The 18,428-nt window shown below is 70.4% G+C and carries 20 protein-coding genes; 13 read left to right on the top strand and 7 right to left on the bottom strand.

The genetic code is table 11. The annotated features are described in order from the left end of the window. Positions 1-127: 127 nt before the first annotated feature. From ACGFML_RS30010 to ACGFML_RS29990, 5 genes are all read left to right on the top strand, one after another. Positions 128-1,075, top strand: coding sequence for a LysR family transcriptional regulator (locus ACGFML_RS30010; RefSeq protein WP_393548751.1), 948 nt, complete (start codon positions 128-130; stop codon positions 1,073-1,075). A 238-nt stretch (positions 1,076-1,313) separates the two neighbouring features. Then, on the top strand, positions 1,314-1,604 hold the full coding sequence (locus ACGFML_RS30005) for a polyprenyl synthetase (protein WP_393548750.1): 291 nt from the start codon (positions 1,314-1,316) through the stop codon (positions 1,602-1,604). Further along, positions 1,597-2,649: a polyprenyl synthetase family protein gene (locus tag ACGFML_RS30000; RefSeq protein ID WP_393548749.1), complete on the top strand. Its 1,053-nt coding sequence runs from the start codon at positions 1,597-1,599 to the stop codon at positions 2,647-2,649. Before ACGFML_RS30005 ends, ACGFML_RS30000 begins: the two co-directional genes overlap by 8 nt. Before the next feature lie 116 nt (positions 2,650-2,765). Further along, positions 2,766-3,929: an oxygenase MpaB family protein gene (locus ACGFML_RS29995; protein ID WP_393548748.1), complete on the top strand. Its 1,164-nt coding sequence runs from the start codon at positions 2,766-2,768 to the stop codon at positions 3,927-3,929. 261 nt (positions 3,930-4,190) lie between these two features. Beyond that, positions 4,191-4,700, top strand: a complete 510-nt coding sequence (locus ACGFML_RS29990; protein ID WP_393548747.1) for a GNAT family N-acetyltransferase — start codon at positions 4,191-4,193, stop codon at positions 4,698-4,700. Positions 4,701-4,779: 79 nt separating this feature from the next. Here the strand turns inward: ACGFML_RS29990 and ACGFML_RS29985 are convergent, their stop codons facing one another. The 5 genes from ACGFML_RS29985 to ACGFML_RS29965 form a co-directional block, all read right to left on the bottom strand. Beyond that, a complete protein-coding gene (locus tag ACGFML_RS29985) occupies positions 4,780-6,120 on the bottom strand; it encodes an MFS transporter (protein WP_393548746.1) in 1,341 nt (446 codons plus the stop codon). A 100-nt stretch (positions 6,121-6,220) separates the two neighbouring features. Further along, complete coding sequence (locus tag ACGFML_RS29980) at positions 6,221-6,736, bottom strand: hypothetical protein (RefSeq protein ID WP_393548745.1); 516 nt, start codon at positions 6,734-6,736, stop codon at positions 6,221-6,223. A gap of 39 nt (positions 6,737-6,775) precedes the next feature. Next, entirely contained in the window at positions 6,776-8,017 is a 1,242-nt protein-coding gene (locus ACGFML_RS29975; RefSeq protein ID WP_393548744.1) for a hypothetical protein, read from the bottom strand. Positions 8,018-8,149: 132 nt separating this feature from the next. Next, the gene (locus tag ACGFML_RS29970; protein ID WP_393548743.1) at positions 8,150-8,305 is read right to left on the bottom strand and encodes a hypothetical protein; all 156 of its coding nucleotides are present in this window, start codon (positions 8,303-8,305) and stop codon (positions 8,150-8,152) included. A 763-nt stretch (positions 8,306-9,068) separates the two neighbouring features. After that, positions 9,069-10,043 carry a 2-hydroxyacid dehydrogenase gene (locus ACGFML_RS29965; RefSeq protein WP_393548742.1) on the bottom strand — a complete coding sequence of 325 codons (975 nt, stop codon included), beginning with the start codon at positions 10,041-10,043 and terminating at the stop codon, positions 9,069-9,071. 167 nt (positions 10,044-10,210) lie between these two features. On the opposite strand from ACGFML_RS29965, the gene ACGFML_RS29960 reads away from it, so the two are divergent. Next, positions 10,211-11,638 (top strand): MFS transporter, encoded by a 1,428-nt coding sequence (locus ACGFML_RS29960; RefSeq protein WP_393548741.1) that lies wholly within the window; start codon positions 10,211-10,213, stop codon positions 11,636-11,638. A 16-nt stretch (positions 11,639-11,654) separates the two neighbouring features. After that, positions 11,655-12,416 (top strand): IclR family transcriptional regulator, encoded by a 762-nt coding sequence (locus tag ACGFML_RS29955; protein ID WP_393548740.1) that lies wholly within the window; start codon positions 11,655-11,657, stop codon positions 12,414-12,416. 114 nt (positions 12,417-12,530) lie between these two features. Here the strand turns inward: ACGFML_RS29955 and ACGFML_RS29950 are convergent, their stop codons facing one another. After that, positions 12,531-13,109, bottom strand: coding sequence for a quercetin 2,3-dioxygenase (locus ACGFML_RS29950; protein WP_393548739.1), 579 nt, complete (start codon positions 13,107-13,109; stop codon positions 12,531-12,533). Between the two features lie 156 nt (positions 13,110-13,265). On the opposite strand from ACGFML_RS29950, the gene ACGFML_RS29945 reads away from it, so the two are divergent. The 3 genes from ACGFML_RS29945 to ACGFML_RS29935 all read left to right on the top strand — a co-directional run bounded on the left by ACGFML_RS29945 (position 13,266) and on the right by ACGFML_RS29935 (position 14,941). After that, positions 13,266-13,706: a MarR family winged helix-turn-helix transcriptional regulator gene (locus tag ACGFML_RS29945; protein WP_393548738.1), complete on the top strand. Its 441-nt coding sequence runs from the start codon at positions 13,266-13,268 to the stop codon at positions 13,704-13,706. 158 nt (positions 13,707-13,864) lie between these two features. Next, a complete protein-coding gene (locus ACGFML_RS29940; RefSeq protein ID WP_393548737.1) occupies positions 13,865-14,395 on the top strand; it encodes an EF-hand domain-containing protein in 531 nt (176 codons plus the stop codon). 93 nt (positions 14,396-14,488) lie between these two features. Further along, positions 14,489-14,941: a VOC family protein gene (locus ACGFML_RS29935; RefSeq protein ID WP_393548736.1), complete on the top strand. Its 453-nt coding sequence runs from the start codon at positions 14,489-14,491 to the stop codon at positions 14,939-14,941. 202 nt (positions 14,942-15,143) lie between these two features. Here ACGFML_RS29935 and ACGFML_RS29930 read toward each other — a convergent pair whose 3' ends face one another. Beyond that, positions 15,144-15,554, bottom strand: a complete 411-nt coding sequence (locus ACGFML_RS29930) for a DUF3224 domain-containing protein (RefSeq protein WP_393548735.1) — start codon at positions 15,552-15,554, stop codon at positions 15,144-15,146. A 103-nt stretch (positions 15,555-15,657) separates the two neighbouring features. On the opposite strand from ACGFML_RS29930, the gene ACGFML_RS29925 reads away from it, so the two are divergent. From ACGFML_RS29925 to ACGFML_RS29915, 3 genes are all read left to right on the top strand, one after another. Beyond that, positions 15,658-16,629, top strand: coding sequence for a helix-turn-helix transcriptional regulator (locus ACGFML_RS29925; RefSeq protein ID WP_393548734.1), 972 nt, complete (start codon positions 15,658-15,660; stop codon positions 16,627-16,629). A 650-nt stretch (positions 16,630-17,279) separates the two neighbouring features. Then, the gene (locus tag ACGFML_RS29920) at positions 17,280-17,963 is read left to right on the top strand and encodes a DUF899 family protein (RefSeq protein ID WP_393548733.1); all 684 of its coding nucleotides are present in this window, start codon (positions 17,280-17,282) and stop codon (positions 17,961-17,963) included. Positions 17,964-18,149: 186 nt separating this feature from the next. After that, positions 18,150-18,407 (top strand): transposase, encoded by a 258-nt coding sequence (locus ACGFML_RS29915; RefSeq protein WP_393548732.1) that lies wholly within the window; start codon positions 18,150-18,152, stop codon positions 18,405-18,407. Positions 18,408-18,428 lie beyond the last annotated feature (21 nt).

Genomic DNA, 18,428 nt, shown 5'->3' with positions numbered 1-18,428 from the left:
CTCCTGCCGCACCCGCTGTGAAACCGCACGTTGATCAGAGACATCAAAGCGAGCATCGTGTACGGGAATCAAACAACCATTTCACCTCTCGGGCTCAACGATCGGTTGAGTGCCTATGATGACCAGTGTGGACCTCACTGCCGTACGCACCTTCGTCACCGCCGTGGACGCGGGACAGTTCCAAGAAGCCGCCGCCCACTTGTCGATCACCCCACAGGCCGTCTCCAAACGCATCGCCGTGCTGGAGAAGGACCTCGGCGTGCAGTTGTTCAGCCGCACTGCGCGCGGGGCCCGGCTCACCATCGACGGCCAGGCGTTCCTGCCCCACGCCCGGACCCTCCTGCAAGCCGAGGAGCGGGCAGCCGCTTCCGTACGGCCGGGCTGCCGCGCCCTGCGCGTCGACGTGATCGGCCGACGTCTCTCGGTGGCAGGTCTGCTGCGCGACTTCCATCGCATGCACCCCGACATCGATCTCGATGTCGTGACCCTCCTCGACTCCGACACGGCCGTCGCCGCCCTCCGGTCCGGAACGATCGACGCGACGTTCCGCGCCGTCACCAGGCCCGGGCGACAGCTCCCGGAGGGCATCGAGGCCACACCGGTCTTCGACGAGCCGCTCTTCCTGTTCACCGGACCGGCCCACGAGTTCGCCGCCGCCCGCGCGGTCACCCCCGCCCAACTCGCCGGGCGCCGCATCTGGATGCCAGGCAACATCCCCGGCACCGAGTGGGCCGCCTACTACGACGAACTCGCCGCCGATTTCGGGTTCACCATCGACCCGGTCGGTCCCAACTTCGGTATCGAGCACCTCCTCGACACGATTGCGGGCTCCTCGACGCTGGCGACCTTCGTCAGCGAGCAGACCCCTCTCGTCTGGCCCGCCGGCCACGACCTGCGGCGCATCCCCCTGCACGACCCGACCCCGATCTACCCGCACTCACTGCTCTGGCGCACCGACAACCCGCACCCCGCCCTCACCGCACTGCGCACCCACTTCACCTCCACTCGCACCGGCCGCCCCGAGGGCGAGACCTGGACGCCGAAGTGGGCTCGGCGCCTCGAACCGCCGCGTTAGGGCCCGCCGTTCCCCTTCGGCTCCCCACGGCGCAGGGACGTCGGGTGCGGCCGAGGTTGGCCGGGAATCGCGGTCGGTGTCCGGCATGGTCGGCGAACACCCTGTGCCGCTCCTTATCGCACGCATCAACGAGCACTCACTTAATGGGGTATCCGGACCGCGTCGCCGCCGTCCGCTGCGCAAGCTGCTGTCCGGAGACCGGGCATCGGGGTGCCCGGCGGTGGGGGAGAGGATCGGGATGGTGCGTTTGACGCAGGATGCTCGGCACGAGGGGGACGGAGACGGCCGGCCCGTGCTGCTGGTGGCCGGCCTGGCGGATCTGGCACTGAGCACGTGTGGGGCGGCGCTGAAGGCGGCGCGCGGTCTGCTGGGCCGTTCGGACATGGGCGAACTGGCGGAGCAGGGGCAGCAGGAACTCCAGGCGCGTGGCCGACTGGCGCTGGACCGTCTGGGCGCGGGGAACGTGTCCCACATGGAGGTGCTGGCACGCCACGTGCGGTCCCAGGGCGCCGGCGGACCCGGTGCCTGAGCCGTCGGAGCAGACCGCGCTCAAGGCGCGGGTCGACCGGGAGCTGGCCCAGTTCGTCGGGGCGGAGGTCGAGGCACTGCTCGCGGTGGACGAGGACCTGGCGCCGCTCGCCGCCGCGCTGACGTCGGTCACCGAGCACGGGAAGCGGCTGCGGTCGGCCTTCTGCTACTGGGGTTGGCGGGCGGCGGGGCAGCCGGACAGTGCGGCGATGGTGCGGGCGGCGGCGAGTATGGAGCTCGTCCACGCGGCCGCGGTGGTCCACGACGACCTCATCGACGACAGCGGCCTGCGGCACGGTCTGCCGACCGCTCACGTCGCCCTGCGCGCGGCGTTGGCCGACGGGCCGCACCGCACGGCGCGGGCCCGGTCCCTGGCGATGCTGGCCGGCGACCTCCTGATGTCCTGGGCCGGGCAGCTGTTCACGTCCTGCGGCCTCCCCGCGGCCTACCTGGCGCGGGCCCGCGGCCTGTGGGGTGTGCTGGCCCGCGAGCTGATCGCGGGGGAGGCCCTGGAGATCCTGCACACCGCGACCGCACCGGACGTGCGGCAGTCGTTGAAGGTGATCCGATACAAAACGGCCAAGTACACCGTCGAACACCCGCTGCACATCGGCGCCGCGCTCGGCGGCGCCGACCCGGCCCTGCGGGAGGTCTTCAGCGATTACGGACTGCCCCTGGGTGAGGCGTTCCAGCTGCGCGATGACCTCCTGGGCCTCTTCGGCGAGCCCGGAAGCACGGGCAAGTCGAACACCGACGACGTCGTCGGCGCCCGGCCCACGGCGCTGCTCGCCCTGGCCCGGCAGACGGCCACCCCGGCCGAGTGCCGTGATCTGACCGACCTGCTCGGGCGGAGCGATCTCACCGCCCGCCAGTTGGAGCGCGTACGCGGCGTCGTCGACCGCACCGGTGCACGTACCCGCATCGAAGGCATGATCACCGAGCGGGTCGGGCTCGCCACCGACGCACTGCACGGCGCCGATCTTCCCCGGCCCACCCATCGGGTCCTGAGACACCTGGCCACCGCGGCCACCGTCCGTCAGGACTGACCACCCGTCCGTCCCCTTCTGGCTGATGACACGTCATCTACCGCTCCTCATCGCCCTGTTGGGCCGGCCGGCCGCTGCCGTGCCGACCGTTCGTGACATCATCGAAGGAGTCGTCCGTGACCTACACCGAGCCGTCCCCGAACGCCCTGCGCCAGGTCGGCGACGAACTGGCCGATGCCACGGTCGCCACCCTCTTCGAGCGCGGTGAGGTGGGGAAGTTCAACACCTTGATGCGCTATGTCTCCACCGCCGGAGCACAGTTGCCGGACGGACTGCCGGAGGTGGCCCGCGAGTACCTGCACCAGACCAGCAGCCCTCCGGCCTGGGTGGACTGGGGCGAGATGGAGAAGGCACGGCTGTTCTTCATCGACAACAACGTGCACATCTCCACCGCCCTGTCGTTCGCCTCCATGCCCGCCTGCTACGTCGTGCCGCACATCGCGAAGCTGCTGTCGGCGACGCACTCGCTGAAGTACCCCTCCAAGCGGATGGCCGAGACCGGGCAGTTCACCGTCTACCTCATGCAGCCGGACGCCTTCGAGGCCGGTGGCCGCTTCCTCCCCGCCGCCCAGAAGGTGCGGCTGCTGCACGCCTCGATCCGCCACCACCTTGCACGCGAGGACCGCTGGGACGTCGAGAGCCTCGGGACGCCGATCTGCCAGGAGGACATGATCGGCGGGCAGATGATGTTCTCCCTCCAGGTGCTGGACGCCCTGCACCGCCTCGGCATCCACATGAGCATCGACGGGGCGGAGTCCTACTACTACGCCTGGCGCGTGGTGGGCGCCATGCTCGGCGTCGATCAGGAGCACGTGCCCAAGGACCTGGAGGAGGCGCGCCGATTCTCCGACCTCTACATGACGCGCCACATGGGCCCCAGCGAGGAGGGCGTCGACCTCACACGGCAACTGATCGACCTGTACGAGGAGGTCGTCCCCGGCACGCTCTTCGACCCCGTCGTCTCCGCCGTGATCCGCTACCTGATCGGCGACATCTGCGCCGACTGGCTGCAAGTGCCCCGCACCCCGTGGGACACGCTGGTCAAGGCCGCCCCCACGCTGCTGAACGTACTGGAAACCCTCGAGGACCGTTCACCGCTGGGAGCCTGGGCGCTGGACCGCCTCGGTCATCTCACCGCTGTGTTCGAACTCTCCTCCCTCACCCGCGGCCGGGTCATGCACTACGCCATCCCCGAGCAGCTCAAGAAGGACTACGGCCTCAACCCGGCCGTGCCGCGCACCCGACGGTGGACGCCCCCGGCCCCCACCGTCACCGCCTGATCCGCTGCGTCCACGGGTGGCCGGCTGCCCGAGCACGGCGGCGGGTCCGTCCTCGGCGACCCGCAAGAATTCGCTGGAGGCGCCCGGCCGCCCGTTGCTACGTTCACCCGGTACGTGACATGCATGACGACCGCTGCGACAAGGGAGGTTGATGAATATGGCCCGCCAGACGCTTCATCACCATGCCCATGCCCATGCCCATGACCGGGCCGCGTGAGGACAGTCAGCGGCCCGGTCGCCCGAAACGACCAGGAGTGTCGTATGTCTTCCTTCTCCCGCACCGGTACGGACCTGACCACTGACCGCCTCGTGTTGCGGCCGTGGTCCACCGACGAACTCACCGCTGTTCTCGGCGATGTCCGCCTGCCGCACTGGGCCGAGGACTTCCCCGCCGAAGGCGACCGCGTCATCGCCGGAGTGCTCACCGAAGAGCCCGACGGCCTGAACGAGTACGGCCACCGCCAGATCATCGAGCGGTCCAGCGGTTCGGTGGTCGGCTCCATCGGCCTGTTCTGGCCGCCCACCGACGGCTCACTCGAGTTCGGATACGGCATCGTCGCCTCCCGGCGGGGCCGCGGTTACGCCCCGGAGGCCAGCCGGGCCATCGTGGAGTTCGCCCTGACCGCACCGGGCGTGCACACGCTGCACGCGGACGTGGAACTGTCGAACCCGGCCTCGGTCCGCGTACTCGAAAAGGCCGGACTGCACCGCTGGAGCGACGACGCCACCACGGCCCGCTTCCGCATCACGGCGCCGGACTCCCGGCGGTGACGTGCCGGGGATCGGCAGCGGACCTCGACACCGCTGCCGATCCCCGGGGGCCGCCGTGCGCGGCAGCCCCGTCACGCACTCACGCCTGTTCGACCTCCGGACCACCGGCCCCGGGCGGGGTAGTGGTGGCGGTGTGCGACGCCGGGCGGACCGACCACGCCACCACGGGGACGACCGCCAGTGCGACGGCCCCACCGGCCAGTGCCAGGACCGGATAGCCGCCACCCGCGACGATCAGCCCCGAGGACATGCCCCCGACGGCACCGGCGATCGAGATGCCTACGTCCACCAGCCCCTGCGTTGCGGCACGTTGGGCGGGGGCCAGCGCGTCGGTGACGATGGCGGTGCCGCTGATCAGCCCGAAGTTCCAGCCCAGGCCCAGCAGCACGAGGGCCGAGGCGAGCGCGGGCACCGAGTGCGGCGGGGCCACCGCGGCGAGCACTCCGGCGGCCAGCAGCACCGGCCCGGACGCGCCGGCGACCCAGCGTCGGCCGATCCGGTCGACGAGCAGCCCGGTGAGCGGCGAGGGGAGGAACATCGCGCCCACGTGCAGGGCGATGACCATCCCCGCCGCCTGGGTGCCATGGCCGTGCGCCTGCATGTGCACCGGCGTCATCGTCATGACCGCGATCATCACGAGCTGGGTGAGGACCATCACCGCGGTGCCGACGACGACCCCGCGCCGCTGCGTCGGAGTGGTGGTGCGGGCCGCGCTCCCGCCGTCGGGCCTGACGGTCCCCAGCGTGCCGGCTTCCGTACCGCCGCCCTCCGCCGCCGGCCCGGCCAGCGCCTGGGCCAGCCGCAGCGGATCGGGCCGCAGCAGAGCGGCCAGCACGACCGCCGCCGCCCCGAACGCCGCGGCGGCCAGCACGAACGGTCCGGCGAGGCGGGGAATGCCCCAGGAGTGGGCGACGTCGCCGGTCACAGTGACCAGCGTGGGGCCGACCACCGCGCCGAGCGTGGTGGCGAAGAGCACCGTGCTCACGGCGCGCCCGCGCCGCCCGGGGGAGGCCAGGTCCGCGCCCGCATAGCGCGCCATCAGGCTCGTCGAGGTCCCGGCCCCGTAGACCAGCAGGGCCGGGAACAGCAGCGCCGGGCTGCCGAGGGCGGCGGCCGTCACGACCCCGAGGCTGCCGAGCGCCCCGACGGCATAGCCGAGCGCGAGCCCGGGCCGTCGGCCCCAGCGGGTGCAGAGCCGGCCGATGCCGACGGCGCCGAGCGCCGCGCCGGCGGTGAACAGCGCACTGGGCAGCCCCGCCAGACCCGTCGAGCCGAGCATCTCCTCCGCGAGCAGCGCGCCGACGGTGATCCCCGCTGCGAGGGCCGCCCCGCTGAGGATCTGGGAGAGCGCCAACACGGCGAGAATGCGTCGCTGCTCCGGCACTTCGCGCGTGACCGGAGCGGTGTTCGGAGCCGTCATGGTTTCTTTCCGGTCGTACCGACAGAAGAGCCAGGGGTGTCGTCCAAGGCGGACGACGGGAGTGCGAAGGCGCTCCCTGAGGGCTGTCCCGGGACACCCCTCAGGTCGTCGCCATGGGTTCCAGCGCCGCGATATCCGTGAGGGACAGCCCCATCTGCTCGTGCAGAAAGCGCACGATGGTCCAGTGCGGCAGCGCGTCCTCGTCGAACGGACCGAACTCCCGGCAGTACAAGGGAATCCAGCGCAGCGCCTCCTCCAGCGCCTGTTCGCGGCCCGGCTCCTGCTGGTAGTCCTCGTAGGCGATGCTGCGGTGCTCGATGAAGAACCGTCCCGGCAGCCGCTCCTCGCACAGCGCCCGGTATTCGCGGGTCTGGAGAATGAGGTAGTGCCAGATTTCGTCGATGTCCTGCTCGACCGGGAGGAACAGCCCGCCGAGCCGCTCGCGGTGCCGGGAGACGAGATAGAGGTAGCGCAGGCACTCGGTGACCTGGCGTGCCACGAACTCGCTTGGCAGTTCCGGGCTCTTGTCGTCGAAATGCCGCACCACCTCGGTGTGCAGCGCGGCGCCGAGCAGGTCCTTGAGATCGTCGGCGGAGATCGTCGGTCGGCTGGTCATCGGGCTCCAGTGCGGGTGGGGAGGGGTGGGAGGGCCGTGTCAGACGCCGTCGCCGGCGAGCCAGGCGTACTTTCCGGACTGCCCGACGGGAAGATGGACGCGGTGCTCGACCCGGCAGCGCCGCCCGGTCAGTTCACCGATGCTCCGCTCCAGCGTCCGCGCCTCCGCGGCATCGACGGGTCCCTCGGCGAACGTCGTGTACACCAGCCGGGCCTCGGAGTCGCCCACCAGTTGGAGCTGGTGCAGAAAGATCTGCGTGCATGCCTCGCCGATGCACCGGTCGAGGTCGCCCTGGGCGACCGGCCCGTGCGGCGTGCTCAGCAACTCCTTGTGCCGGCCGCAGAATTGGGCGATCTTTCCGGAATCCGGCGTGCCGTCCAGCGTGCGGACGCAGTCACCCGAGCGGTACCGGACCAGCGGCATGTGGGGGTTGCGCACACTGGTGACGATGAGCTGGTAGATCGTGCTTCCGGGGGCCACCGGGAGGAGTTCGACGCTCATTTCGTCGAGGTGCGGCCAGTACCTTCCCCGGCGGTCGCTGAAATAGAGATAGCCCAGTTCGGTGCTGCCGAACAGGTCGATCACCGGGCAGGAGAAATGCTCCTGCAGAAAGCGCCGGACGTTCACCGGGGTGTACTCGTAGGCGTGGATGATGCTGGCGGGCGGCGGGAAGTCGTCCCACAGCCCCCATGCGTCGACCTTTCGGACCAGATGCGCCAGGTGGTATCCGGAGCAGTCCAGGTGGTACCAGCCGAGCGGGTGCTCCTGCCGGGCGGTCTCGATCTCGCCGAGCATCCGCACCACGTCGTCGCGCTCCCACTGCGCCGGGTCGAGCCGCAGATTGAGATAGCAGGTGCGCTCGTCGAGCCATCGGTCGTCGAGAGTGGGCACCGGCCTGGGCGGCACGCCGCGCCGTGCGGCGTTGACCCGCGCCACATGCTCAGTCGCCAGCACCGTGGTCAGCGAGACGCGCCGGCAGCCCGATTCCCAGGTCGCCGCGATGTCGGGGTGCTCGCTCCACAGCTGGTAGTAGGAGTGCAACAGGAAGTACGGGGGCCGAATGATCTGCATCCGGGCGTGGTTGGTGCCCGTCGAGAGCACGAACTCCGCCTCGCCGGACTCCAGCGCCGCGGCCAGCCGGGGCGTCATCCAGTTGTCCGGGAAGCCGCGTGCGATCTCCGGCTTGTCGAGCAGGGGGAAATGACCCTTCGCCAGCGACTCGCGGTAGATCGGTATGTCGCGGATCCGCTCGATGACCTCGGCGGTCGGCTGACCTTCCATGGAAACCTCGTCAGGGGGCTCGGAGAACGGGTGCCGCGGGGAGTCCGGGGGCGCGCTGCCCGGGAGCGGGCGGTGGCCGGTGGCGGGGATCGCCGCCACCGGCCCGCTCCCGGGCACCGGCGGATGCGTGGGTCAGGAGATACAGCCGGTCTTCGGTGCGGCGCTGATGCAGCCGGCCTTGGGCGCCGCGCTGATGCAGCCGTTCTTCGCCGCCTGCTGGGCGGAGTTGGCCGCGATCCAGTTCTGCCAGACCTTGTCCTGGGCCATCTTCTTGATGAGCTGATCCATGGGGACCTCCGATGAGAGTGCGGACAATGCGTGTCCGATGGCACGGCCTTGACCTGCGCCGATGCCGCCTCACCGAAAGTAAAGCGATGGCCAAGTAAATGTCAATGAAAGGCAATCTCCGGGCACGGGGAAGTGAGCCCGACGCGCCAACTTTGGCGGGATCCCATCGAGATGATCACAACGGGAACCACATGACGAACCGTCGGAACGTCGGCCGGACACCTGGTGGCCCAAGCTGCCGCCCGGTGGCACCAGGACATCCGGCCGAGGCGGCCCCTGCCGTCCACCGCCGATGCGGCCGCGAGATCTGTCGAGTCGTCAGTGCTGAGGTTTCCGGCTTCGCGAGCCGGGCACATGCCAGAGTGTCCCCGGCCGGCCCCCCGTCCGGCCGGGGGCTCCTCCGTCGGGCGGCAGCGGGGCCGGAGCAGGCGATCGCAGGGCGGGGAACGACAGGAGGTCCCCGCCTCGGTTGAAGCGGGGACCTCTTACGTGGAGCGCCCGGCAGGCCTTGCACCTGCATTTCCCGCCGGCTGGCGGACGTCTTTCCTTGGACCACAGACGCATCACTCCGCGTGCTGCGCCGGAGTTGCATCATGATCATACAGGGCCCGCGGCCCGCTGCCCGCTGCCGTCCGCGAGCGCGCCGCTGAGAGCCCGACGGAGAGCCCGACGGAGAGCCCGCTGAGAGGCCGACGGCGAAGCCGGCGGCGAGGCGGATGAGGAGGTCGACGGGGAGGCCGGCGAGGGGAGCCTTCGTGCCGGGTCAGGCCGGGCGGGCCGGGTAGCCGTTGTCCAGCGGTACGCCCGCCGCGAAGCGACGTACCTGCTCGACCACCAGTCGTTCCGCTCGTGGCCGGAACGCGGCCGAGCCGCCCGCGACATGCGGGGTGAGGAGAACGCCGGGTGCGCTGCGCAGTGGGTGGTCGGACGGCAGGGGTTCGGGGTCGGTGACGTCGAGCGCGGCGCGCAGCCGCCCGGAGGCGGCCTCCCGCAGCAGTGCCGCCGTGTCCAGGGTGCGGCCGCGCCCCACGTTCACGACCAGCGCCCCGTCCGGCAGTGCGGCCAGCTCCGTCGCCCCGAACAGGCCCGTGGTCGCAGGCGTTTCGGGCAGTACCAGGACGGCGATGTCCACCTCGGGCAGGAGCGTGGGCAGCGCGTCGACGGCGTGGACGTTCTCCTGCGGCCTGGCTCGGCGGGCGACCCGTACGACCTCCGCCTCGCAGGCGAGCAGGCGCCGTTCGAGCGCCTCGCCGATCGCCCCGTACCCGATCACCGCGACCCGGGAGTCGGCCAGGGAGCGGGTGAAGTGCGGCTCCCACCGCCCGGCCGACTGGTCGGCGAGCCATTGGGGCAGATCGCGTTGCGCCGCCAGGATCAGCCCGACCGCATGCTCGGCGGTGCTCGCGTCGTGCAGACCCCGGCCGTTGTGCAGTGCCACGCCCTCCGGCAGGAGCGGGAGCAGCTTCTCCACTCCGGCGCTGAGTGACTGGACGGCCCGCAGCTGCGGGAGTTGCGGCAGCAGCCGCTCGACCCCGGGCACGGCGTAGGGCATCACCCACAGACCGATCCGTCGCAGCGTCTCGTGCGGCAGGGCTTCGACCGGGGCGAGCCCGTCCCATACATGGACACGGACCCCGGTCGGCCAGGTTCCGTGCCGCCGGTCCAGGTCGCTCCAGGGCACGAGGACGTCCACGGTGTCCTTGCCGAAAGCGCCGGCCGGGTCGGGGGTGTGCTGCATCTGCTGCTCGCTCTCGCTGCTGTGCGGCGGGGCCGATGGGGTCGCCGTCCGCGGACGGATGTGGGACGGGCCACGCCGCCGAACCCATTGACCCGTCGGCGTCGCCCTCATAACGTCTTCCCGCCCAGTGAAACACTTTCCATCGCACGGAAAAAAGGGGGTCCGGGATGACGAAGATGTCTCCCTCCCGTCCCGTCGCGGGATTCTGGTCCTCGCGCCGCGCCCGGCACCTGATGCCGATCGCCTTCGTCACGTACTCGCTCGCGTATCTGGACAAGTCCAACTACGCGATCGCCTCGACGGGCGGAATGGCCAAGGAACTCGGTCTCTCCGCGGGACTCGACTCGCTCATCGCCGCTTCCTTCTTCCTCGGCTACTTCCTCTTCCAGATCCCGGGGACCATCTACGCCGAGCAGCGCAGCGCCCGCCGGCTGGTCGCGTGGTGCACCGTCACCTGGGGCCTGCTCGCCGTCCTCCAGGGCCTGCTCAGCAGCCCCGGCCAGCTCATCGCGGTGCGCTTCGCGCTGGGGATGGTCGAGGGTGCGGTGCTCCCGTCGATGGTGATGCTGCTGGGCCGCTGGTTCACCAAGGGGGAGCGGGGCCGGGCCAACACCCTGCTGATCCTGGGCAATCCCGTCACCGTCATGTGGCTGTCCGCCGTTTCGGGCTGGCTGATCTCCGTCTCCGACTGGCGCCTGATGTTCGTGCTCGAAGGCGTCCCCTCGATCGTGTGGGGCCTGCTCTGCTGGTGGCTGATCAAGGACCGGCCCGCCGACGCCCGCTGGCTGGGCGACGCCGAGCGGGCCACGCTGGAGGCCGCACTGACCGCCGAGCGGCACGCCGCCGGGGCCCCGCTCCCGGCCGCTCCCCGTTCCGTCGACGAGCCCTGCTCCGCCGACGGGCTCCCTTCCGCCGACGAGACGGCGCGTGAGTACCGCAAGGTGCTGCGCTGCCGGCCGATTCTCCTGCTGGCCGCGCAGTACTTCTTCTGGTCCTTCGGCATGTACGGCTTCATCTTCTGGCTGCCGGCCATCATCAAGGAGGGCTCCGGCGACGGCATCGGGGCGACGGGCCTGCTGTCGGCCGTGCCGTATGCGTTCGCCGCCGTGGCGATGCTGCTGAACTCCCGCCTGTCCGACCGCAGCGGACGCCGCCGCATCGCCGTCTGGCCCTGGCTCGCGGCCGGCGCACTGGCCCTTCTGGGCAGCTACGCGGCCGGATCCCACTTCCCGCTCGCCCTGGCCCTGCTGGTAGTCGCCGGTCTGTGCATGTACGCGCCGTACGGCCCCTACTTCGCTCTCGTCTCGGAACTGGCGCCCGCCGGCGTCGCGGGCGCCGCGGTGGCACTCGTCAACTCCCTGGGAGCCCTCGGTTCGTTCGCCGGCACCTACCTCGTCGGCTGGGTGCGCGGCACCGAACTCGGCAATGCGGGCGCCTTCGGCTTCATGGCCGCCTGCACCCTGCTCTCCTCCGCCCTCATGCTCACCGTCCGCGAGCCCCGGGCCACGGCATCCGAAGCCGCCGCACCGCACCCAACGGGTACGGTGAACCCCGCCGGAGCAGAACCCGCACCCGCGGGCGGACGCGCGAAGTGACCAGGAGACAGCAGCGGTGAGCACGCAATCGGGCGACGACATGCTCGGCCGCGGGCTGCGGCTGCTGACGGTGCTGGCCGATCTGCCGTCCGGAGCCGGCGTCAGCGCCATCGCCCGTAGCGCGCAGCTCCCCGTCAGCAGCGCACACCGGCTGCTCGGACGGCTGGCCGCGGAGGGCTTCGTCGCCTATGACGAGGACACCCGGCGGTACGCCCTGAGCGTGCGGGTGCTGGAACTCGCCCGCGGTTTCCAGCGTTCCGACGCCGGCTGGGCCGCCGCGTCGGGCCCTCTGCGCCGTCTGGCCGCCCGCACCGGCCTCCCCGCCATCGCAGGAGTCCTGGACGGGGGCGATGTCCTGCTCGTCCACACGATCGAGGGCACTCAGCATCTCCAGCTGCGCAGCGCCGAAGGCACCCGCAACCCTTGGCACGCGACTTCGCTCGGGAAGGCCCTGGTGGCCGCACTGCCCGACCGCGAGCGGGAGGCACTGCTGGCCGCGCCGCTCGTCGCCGTCACCCCCCGCACGGTCACCACCGGCGACGCCGCGCGCGAGGAGCTGACGCGAGTACGGACGCAGGGATGGGCGGAGGCGGACGAGGAGAACGAGATCGGCGTCCGTTCCGTCGCGGTCGCCGTGCCGGGCGGCGAAACCGCCCGCCGCCCGCAGTTGGCCGTCTCCCTCGGCGCGACCGTCGTCCTCACCTCGCGCGACGAACTGCTCGCCCACCTGCCCGCGCTGCGCAGCTGCGCGCAGGACATCGCCGCCCGCCTGGTGTGAGCGTGAGCGGTACCTCGATCAGGCCCCCGGCCCCCGGCTGCCGCCGCCTTTCGCCGGACCCGGTGCCGGCGCCGGTGTGCGGAGGCCGCCGAGGTCCCGCGGTTCCTCCGGAGATCAGTCGGCCGCGCCGGGCCGGTCCGCGCTGTGCCACCTGTGGTCGGGCAGGAAGCGTACGTCGAACTGCTGCGGGACGCCGGCGAACTTGTGGGGTTCGGGCACGCACGGCTGCGGCGGTAGTCCGAGGTCCTCGGTAGGGCTGCCGAGGTTCTCGAAGAAGCGCTCGAAGGTGCCACCGGGACCGGCGGCCACACCGACGATCCGGCTGTGGTGGCGCTCGATGCGGTAGGCGTGCGGGCAGTTCTTCGGCACGAACCCGAAGTCGCCGGCGGTGAGCAGCTTCTCGTGCTGCTCACCGTCCAGGTCTTCCACGAAGAGCCGCACCGCGCCGTCCGTGACGTAGAAGACTTCGTGGGTGTGCGCATGGGAGTGCGCCGGGATGGTTTCGCCCCTTGGGCCCTCGCAGGTGAAGAAGTTGAAGGTGTTCTCGGTCTGCTCCGCGCCGGCGTAGATGGTGATCAAGTCGGTGAACAGGTGGGCGCGATCACCCATGCCCTTCTCGATGAAGTACGGCTTGTCCGGCTGGGCGGGGAGGTGCGAGTGCGAGCGGTAGCGGCGGGCGAACTCCATGGTCATGGAAACCTCCGGCATGAGGGTGCAGCGGGCATCGGGTAGCGACTGTCAGGCTACCTGACAATCTCTGTGAGCCTCCGCGGCGGCGGCCCGCTCACCGCACCCAGGGGCCGCCGTCGCGGAGTCGTTATGCTCGAAGCCCCGTCCCCCTCAGGAGCCATGACCACCTCCCGGAACCTGCCCCAGTTGCTCATCGAGGCCAAGCGATGGTTCGACGACGCCTTGCTGGCCAGCATGCGGCAGGCGGGCGAGCAGCCCCTGACCGCCGCCCAGGCCGCCGTCTTCGCCACCCTGGACGCGGAAGGCACCTCGATCTCCGAGCTCGCCCGGCGCATCGGCGTCACCCGGCAGACCGTGCATCAGGCCGTGCACGGCCTGATCGCCATGGAGTTGTTGGAGCAGGTGCCCGACCCCGCGTCCGCGCGGAGCCGCCTGATCCGCACCACCGCCGAAGGCGCCCGAGCCCACCGCCGCGCCCAGGCCGTCCTTGCCGTCCTCGAGGAGGCGCTGGCCGACCGCATCGGTCCCGCCGCCGTCGACGCCCTGCGGGAGGCCCTGGCCGCTCCCTGGGGAGAGCCACCCTTGGTGCGGGCGCCCTGACGGTGCCGGGCCGACTGCCCCCTCGCGCAGGCGTGGGCGCGCCGGACCCGGCCGAGTACGGCCTGTTCACTCATGCGAACGACTTCGCGGCTGGCGGCCGGAGATCAGGGCACATATCCCCCGAGCCGGATTCGGCTCCCTACGGACCGGAGCGCGTCATGCAGACCCCCACCGCCCTTGCTGCCGTCACGCCCAAGGGGAACATCTTCACCATGCTGGACACGGACGGCGACGGTGTCATCTCCCGGCAGGAATACCTCGCCCGCCCCGAACGCGCGGCCGCAGCGTCGGGACGCGGCGGAGACGACCCGCTCGTCGCTGTCGCCCGCACCGCTCATGAACGCGTCTACGCCTCGATGGACGCGAACTCCGACGGCAGGGTGACCTTCGAGGAGTACGCCGCATGGGCAGGTGGCGAATCCTTCGACGATGTCTGCCGACAGGCCCTGGGTTCGCTGTTCGACCTCGCCGACACCGACGCGGACGGAACTCTGGACCGGGCGGAGTTCACGCGGCTGCGAGCCGCGCTGGGCAACCCGGCCGACAACGCCGGGACGGCCTTCGACGCACTGGACCTGGACGGCGACGGACGCATCGACCGCGACGCCTATCTGGCCTCGATCCGCGCCTACGTGACCGATGGCGCGTCGCCCATGGCCGACGCCCTGCACGCGGACAACGGCCGCTGACCGTCGCGGGAGTCGGAGTCCGAGGAGGAACCGGAACGAGTGCAGCGGCAAGCCCTTGGATGCGGAGGAGTCCGAACCCATATAACTAGCCGCATGGCATTGAGTTGGAAGCTGGTCATCGACAGCACGCATGCACCCGTCCTCGCGGACTTCTGGGCTGCGGCCCTTGAATACGAGGTGGAAGACCCCAGCGCTCTCATCGGGCAACTACTGGCCGCCGGCCACATCGGTGCGGAGGCGGTCACCGAGCACCGTGGCCGCAGGACCTTCCGCGGCTACGCCGCAATCCGCCACCCCGAGGACCCGTTCGACGAGACCAGCGGCGTAGGCCGTGGCCGGCGACTGCTCTTCCAGGACGTGCCCGAGGACAAGGTGGGCAAGAACCGCCTGCACCTCGACGTCCACAGCGAACCCGGCGGCCTCGACAAGCTGGTGGCCAGGCTCGAAGCCCTGGGGGCAACCCGCGTCTGCGAGGTCGACAGGGGACTTGCCGGGCACTGGTGGGTCATGCAGGACCCGGAAGGCAACGAGTTCTGCGCGGCGTAGGCCGGGCCGCTACGGCCCTCGACGCTGGACGCCGCGCCCGCCCTGAGCAGGCCGAGTGGCTGCCGCCTGGGGGCGGGCGACGCGGCCGCCCACCCTCCTGCAGTCGCCCCGAAGGCTCCCGCATGACCTGTCCCGCGTGACCTGTCCTGCGATACCTGTCCTGCGCGTTACCTGTCTCTCGTGACCGGTCCCGCGACGCCTCTCAGCCCAGTTCGTATGCGAAGGTGTACGGGACGGACGGCTTACCGTGTTCGGCGGTGAACGTACCTGTTCCGCGCAGTCCGGCCAGCTCCCCGGAGCCCGATCCCGGGACGACGTCGAAGGTGCAGCGCACGGTGCCGTCCGCATCGAACGTGCCGCGGCCTTCCGCGACGAAAGTGCCCTCGCGCCCGTCGAGACTGCCGGCCAGCAGCTCCATGCCGGTGAACGTACCGGACTTCTCCATGACGTAGACGATGGTGTACTCGCAGGTGGTGACGGCAGCCTCAAGGCCTCCTGAGAAGGCGTTGGCCACGGAGGCGTGGGTGAGCTTCGGGCCCGCCTCGCTCGGGCTGACGGTCCGCTCCTCCCAGCTGGCGCAAGTGAAGTGGCCGACGGCGGTCTGCGTGGGCATGAAAGTCCTCTCGATCGGCCGCACGGCGTCTTCCCTGCGGCCTGCGATCAGCTTGGCTGCCGTACCTGACACCTTCTGTCAGGTACGGCGCGACAATGCCGTCATGCGTGCCGACCGACTTCTCGCCCTGCTTCTGCTGCTCCAGAACCGTGGACGGATGACCGCCGCCCAGCTCGCCGGCGAACTGGAGGTCTCCGTGCGCACCGTCTACCGGGACATCGAGGCGCTCGGTGCGTCGGGCGTCCCTGTCTGCGCCGACCGCGGCCCCGACGGCGGCTACCGCCTGCTGGACGGCTACCGCACACGCCTGACCGGTTTCACCGACGCCGAGGCCGGATCGCTCTTCCTCTCCGGCGCACCGGGCCCGGCACATGAGCTGGGCCTGGGCGCTGTGCTGACCACGGCCCAACTGAAACTGCAGGCCGCTCTGCCGACCGAACTGGCCCAGCGGACCCGGCGCATCCAGGACCGCTTCCACCTCGACGCACCGGCATGGTTCCGGGAGGCCGACATCGTCCCCCACCTGACCCAGGTCGCCCAAGCGGTGTGGGACCAGCGAGTGCTGCGCGCGCACTACCGTCGTTGGGGCGGCGAGGTGCACCGGGAGCTTCGCCCGCTCGGCATCGTCCTCAAAGGCGGCATCTGGTATCTGGTGGCACTGACGGACGAGGCCGTGCGCACCTACCGGATGTCACGGCTCCTGACCGTGGACACCACGGGAGAGCCCTTCGACCGACCGGCCGGATTCGATCTCGCCGCCTACTGGGAAGAGTCCTCCCGCCGACTGGAAGCCGCACTGTATACGGGGACGGCGCGGCTACGGGTCTCGCCCCGCGCGCAGCGCTTCCTGCCCATGCAGTTCGGCGCGGTGGGCGCACGAGCCCTCGAAGGGGCCGGGCCGCCGGACCAAGACGGTTGGGTACACCTGGAGATGCCCGTCGAGGCCCAGGCCGTCGCCGTCAGCGACCTGCTCAGACTCGGCGCGGAGGCGGAAGTGCTCGGCCCTCCCGAACTGCGAGAGGCCATCACCCGGACCGTGGCCGTACTGGCACAGCGGTACGGCGCTTCACGCTGAGCGGGCCCAAGGCCTCGATCGGAACCTGCGGACGAGCCTTCGGTACTCCCTGCATCCCCGAATCTGCCTTCGCCGGATCCGATCACCCCGTATGGGGCAGCGAAGCCAGCGGGCGCCGGCACCGGCTCCCCCGGGCCGCTCGACGACGGGCAGCGGGCCAGAACCTGCCCCTGCTGGGATGCGTCGACCCCTACGACGACACCGTGTTCAACCGGTCGCAGCTCAGGGTCCTCGTCCCCAAAACCCGGGCCTTGGCGAACGGTTCAGCCGACGGTGAAGCCGAAGCGGTGCACGAGATCCTTGCCCTTACGGCTCAAGTCCAGCGCAGAGCTCACCGATACCTCGTCTTCAACGGCGACTAGCGGCGACTAGCGGCGACTCTCGTGGGAATTGATCGCCAGCACCTCCTGTGCAGGCCGGCCGGATAGGGCCCGCAGTTCGCTTTGGCGGTACGTCAGCCGGATGGAATGACGGGAGGCGGGCCCCGCACTCTCCGGCAGTGTGGGTGTCCGGTGGATCTTGATTGATCCAAAGGGGTGCACTGCCCAGGTCCTTGTCACTTCGCTGCCTCACGAGAACTGTGCGCAGACATACGGTGGGGCGGCTAGGTAGATGAAGGCCACCAGTCAGCAGCCAGGCCGGGAGTAGCGATGCGTCCAACCAATCTCACCGGGGAGTCGGCCGAATACGTCAGCGCCCGCGAGGAACTGCGGCAAGCCGAGATCGAGCTGATGAGCCATCGTGAACGTGTCGCCGACCTGCGTCGCCGGTTGCCGGTGGGCCCCGTCGTCGATGACTACACGTTCGAGGAGGGCCCTGCTGATCTGGAGGCTGGTGACGCGCCGGCGCAGACCGTGCGCCTGAGCGAACTGTTCACCCAGCCCGGGCGTGACCTGATCGTCTACCACCTCATGTATGGCAAGAAGCAGACCGAGCCGTGCCCCATGTGCACGATGTGGTGCGATGGGTTCAACGGAGTGGCCCACCACCTCGCGCAGAACGTCGACCTCGCGATCGTCGGCGCAGCCGACCTGCCCACGCTCCGCGCGCACGCCCGGAACCGGAAGTGGACGAATCTGCGTCTGCTCAGCGCCGGGGCCAGTACCTTCAAGTACGACCTGGGCAGCGAGGACGCCGAGGGCAACCAGGACTCGACGGTGTCCGTGTTCACCCGCGACGACAACGGCTCGGTGCGCCACTTCTACTCGGTGCACCCCCGGATGTCCGACGACATCGACCAACGAGGCATCGACCTGTTCAGCCCGGTGTGGCACCTCCTCGACGTCACCCGCCGGGGCCGAGACGACTGGATCGCCGCACTCAACTACCAGTAGTGCTTTGTCAGCTGGTCTTGTCGCGGTGGGTGTTCGGTAGTTCGCTGGTTGTATGAGGGCTGGGGAGCTTGCTGCGTGTCGGGGTCGGTTGGAGGAGTTCGTCGGGGAGGTGTTCGCGCCGTTGGTGCGGCGTGATCAGCGGGCCAAGGGCGGGCTGTGCGGACGGTGTGTCCGCAGGTATGGGTGGTGGACGACACCGGTTTTCCCAAGGACGGCATTGCCTCGCCCGGTGTGGCTCGTCAGTACTCCGGCACTTTGGGCAAGGTCGGCACCTGCCAGATCGGTGTGAGCGTTCATGCCGCCTCCGACACCGCCTCCTGCCCGCCCTCGTGGCGGCTGTTCCTGCCCGCGTCATGGGACGGACCCGACGCGGCGGTCGCAGGAGAAGCTGCCGCATCCCTGACACCGAGCACCATGGCCCCAAGTGGAAAGATTCTCGGCTAGATCTCGCCGTTTCCTCAGCCC

The sequence above is a fragment of the Streptomyces sp. NPDC048650 genome, from assembly GCF_043199095.1.
GTDB lineage: Bacteria > Actinomycetota > Actinomycetes > Streptomycetales > Streptomycetaceae > Streptomyces.
Note: the sequence above shows the minus strand (reverse complement) of the source record. Positions and strands in the feature narration are given on the sequence as shown.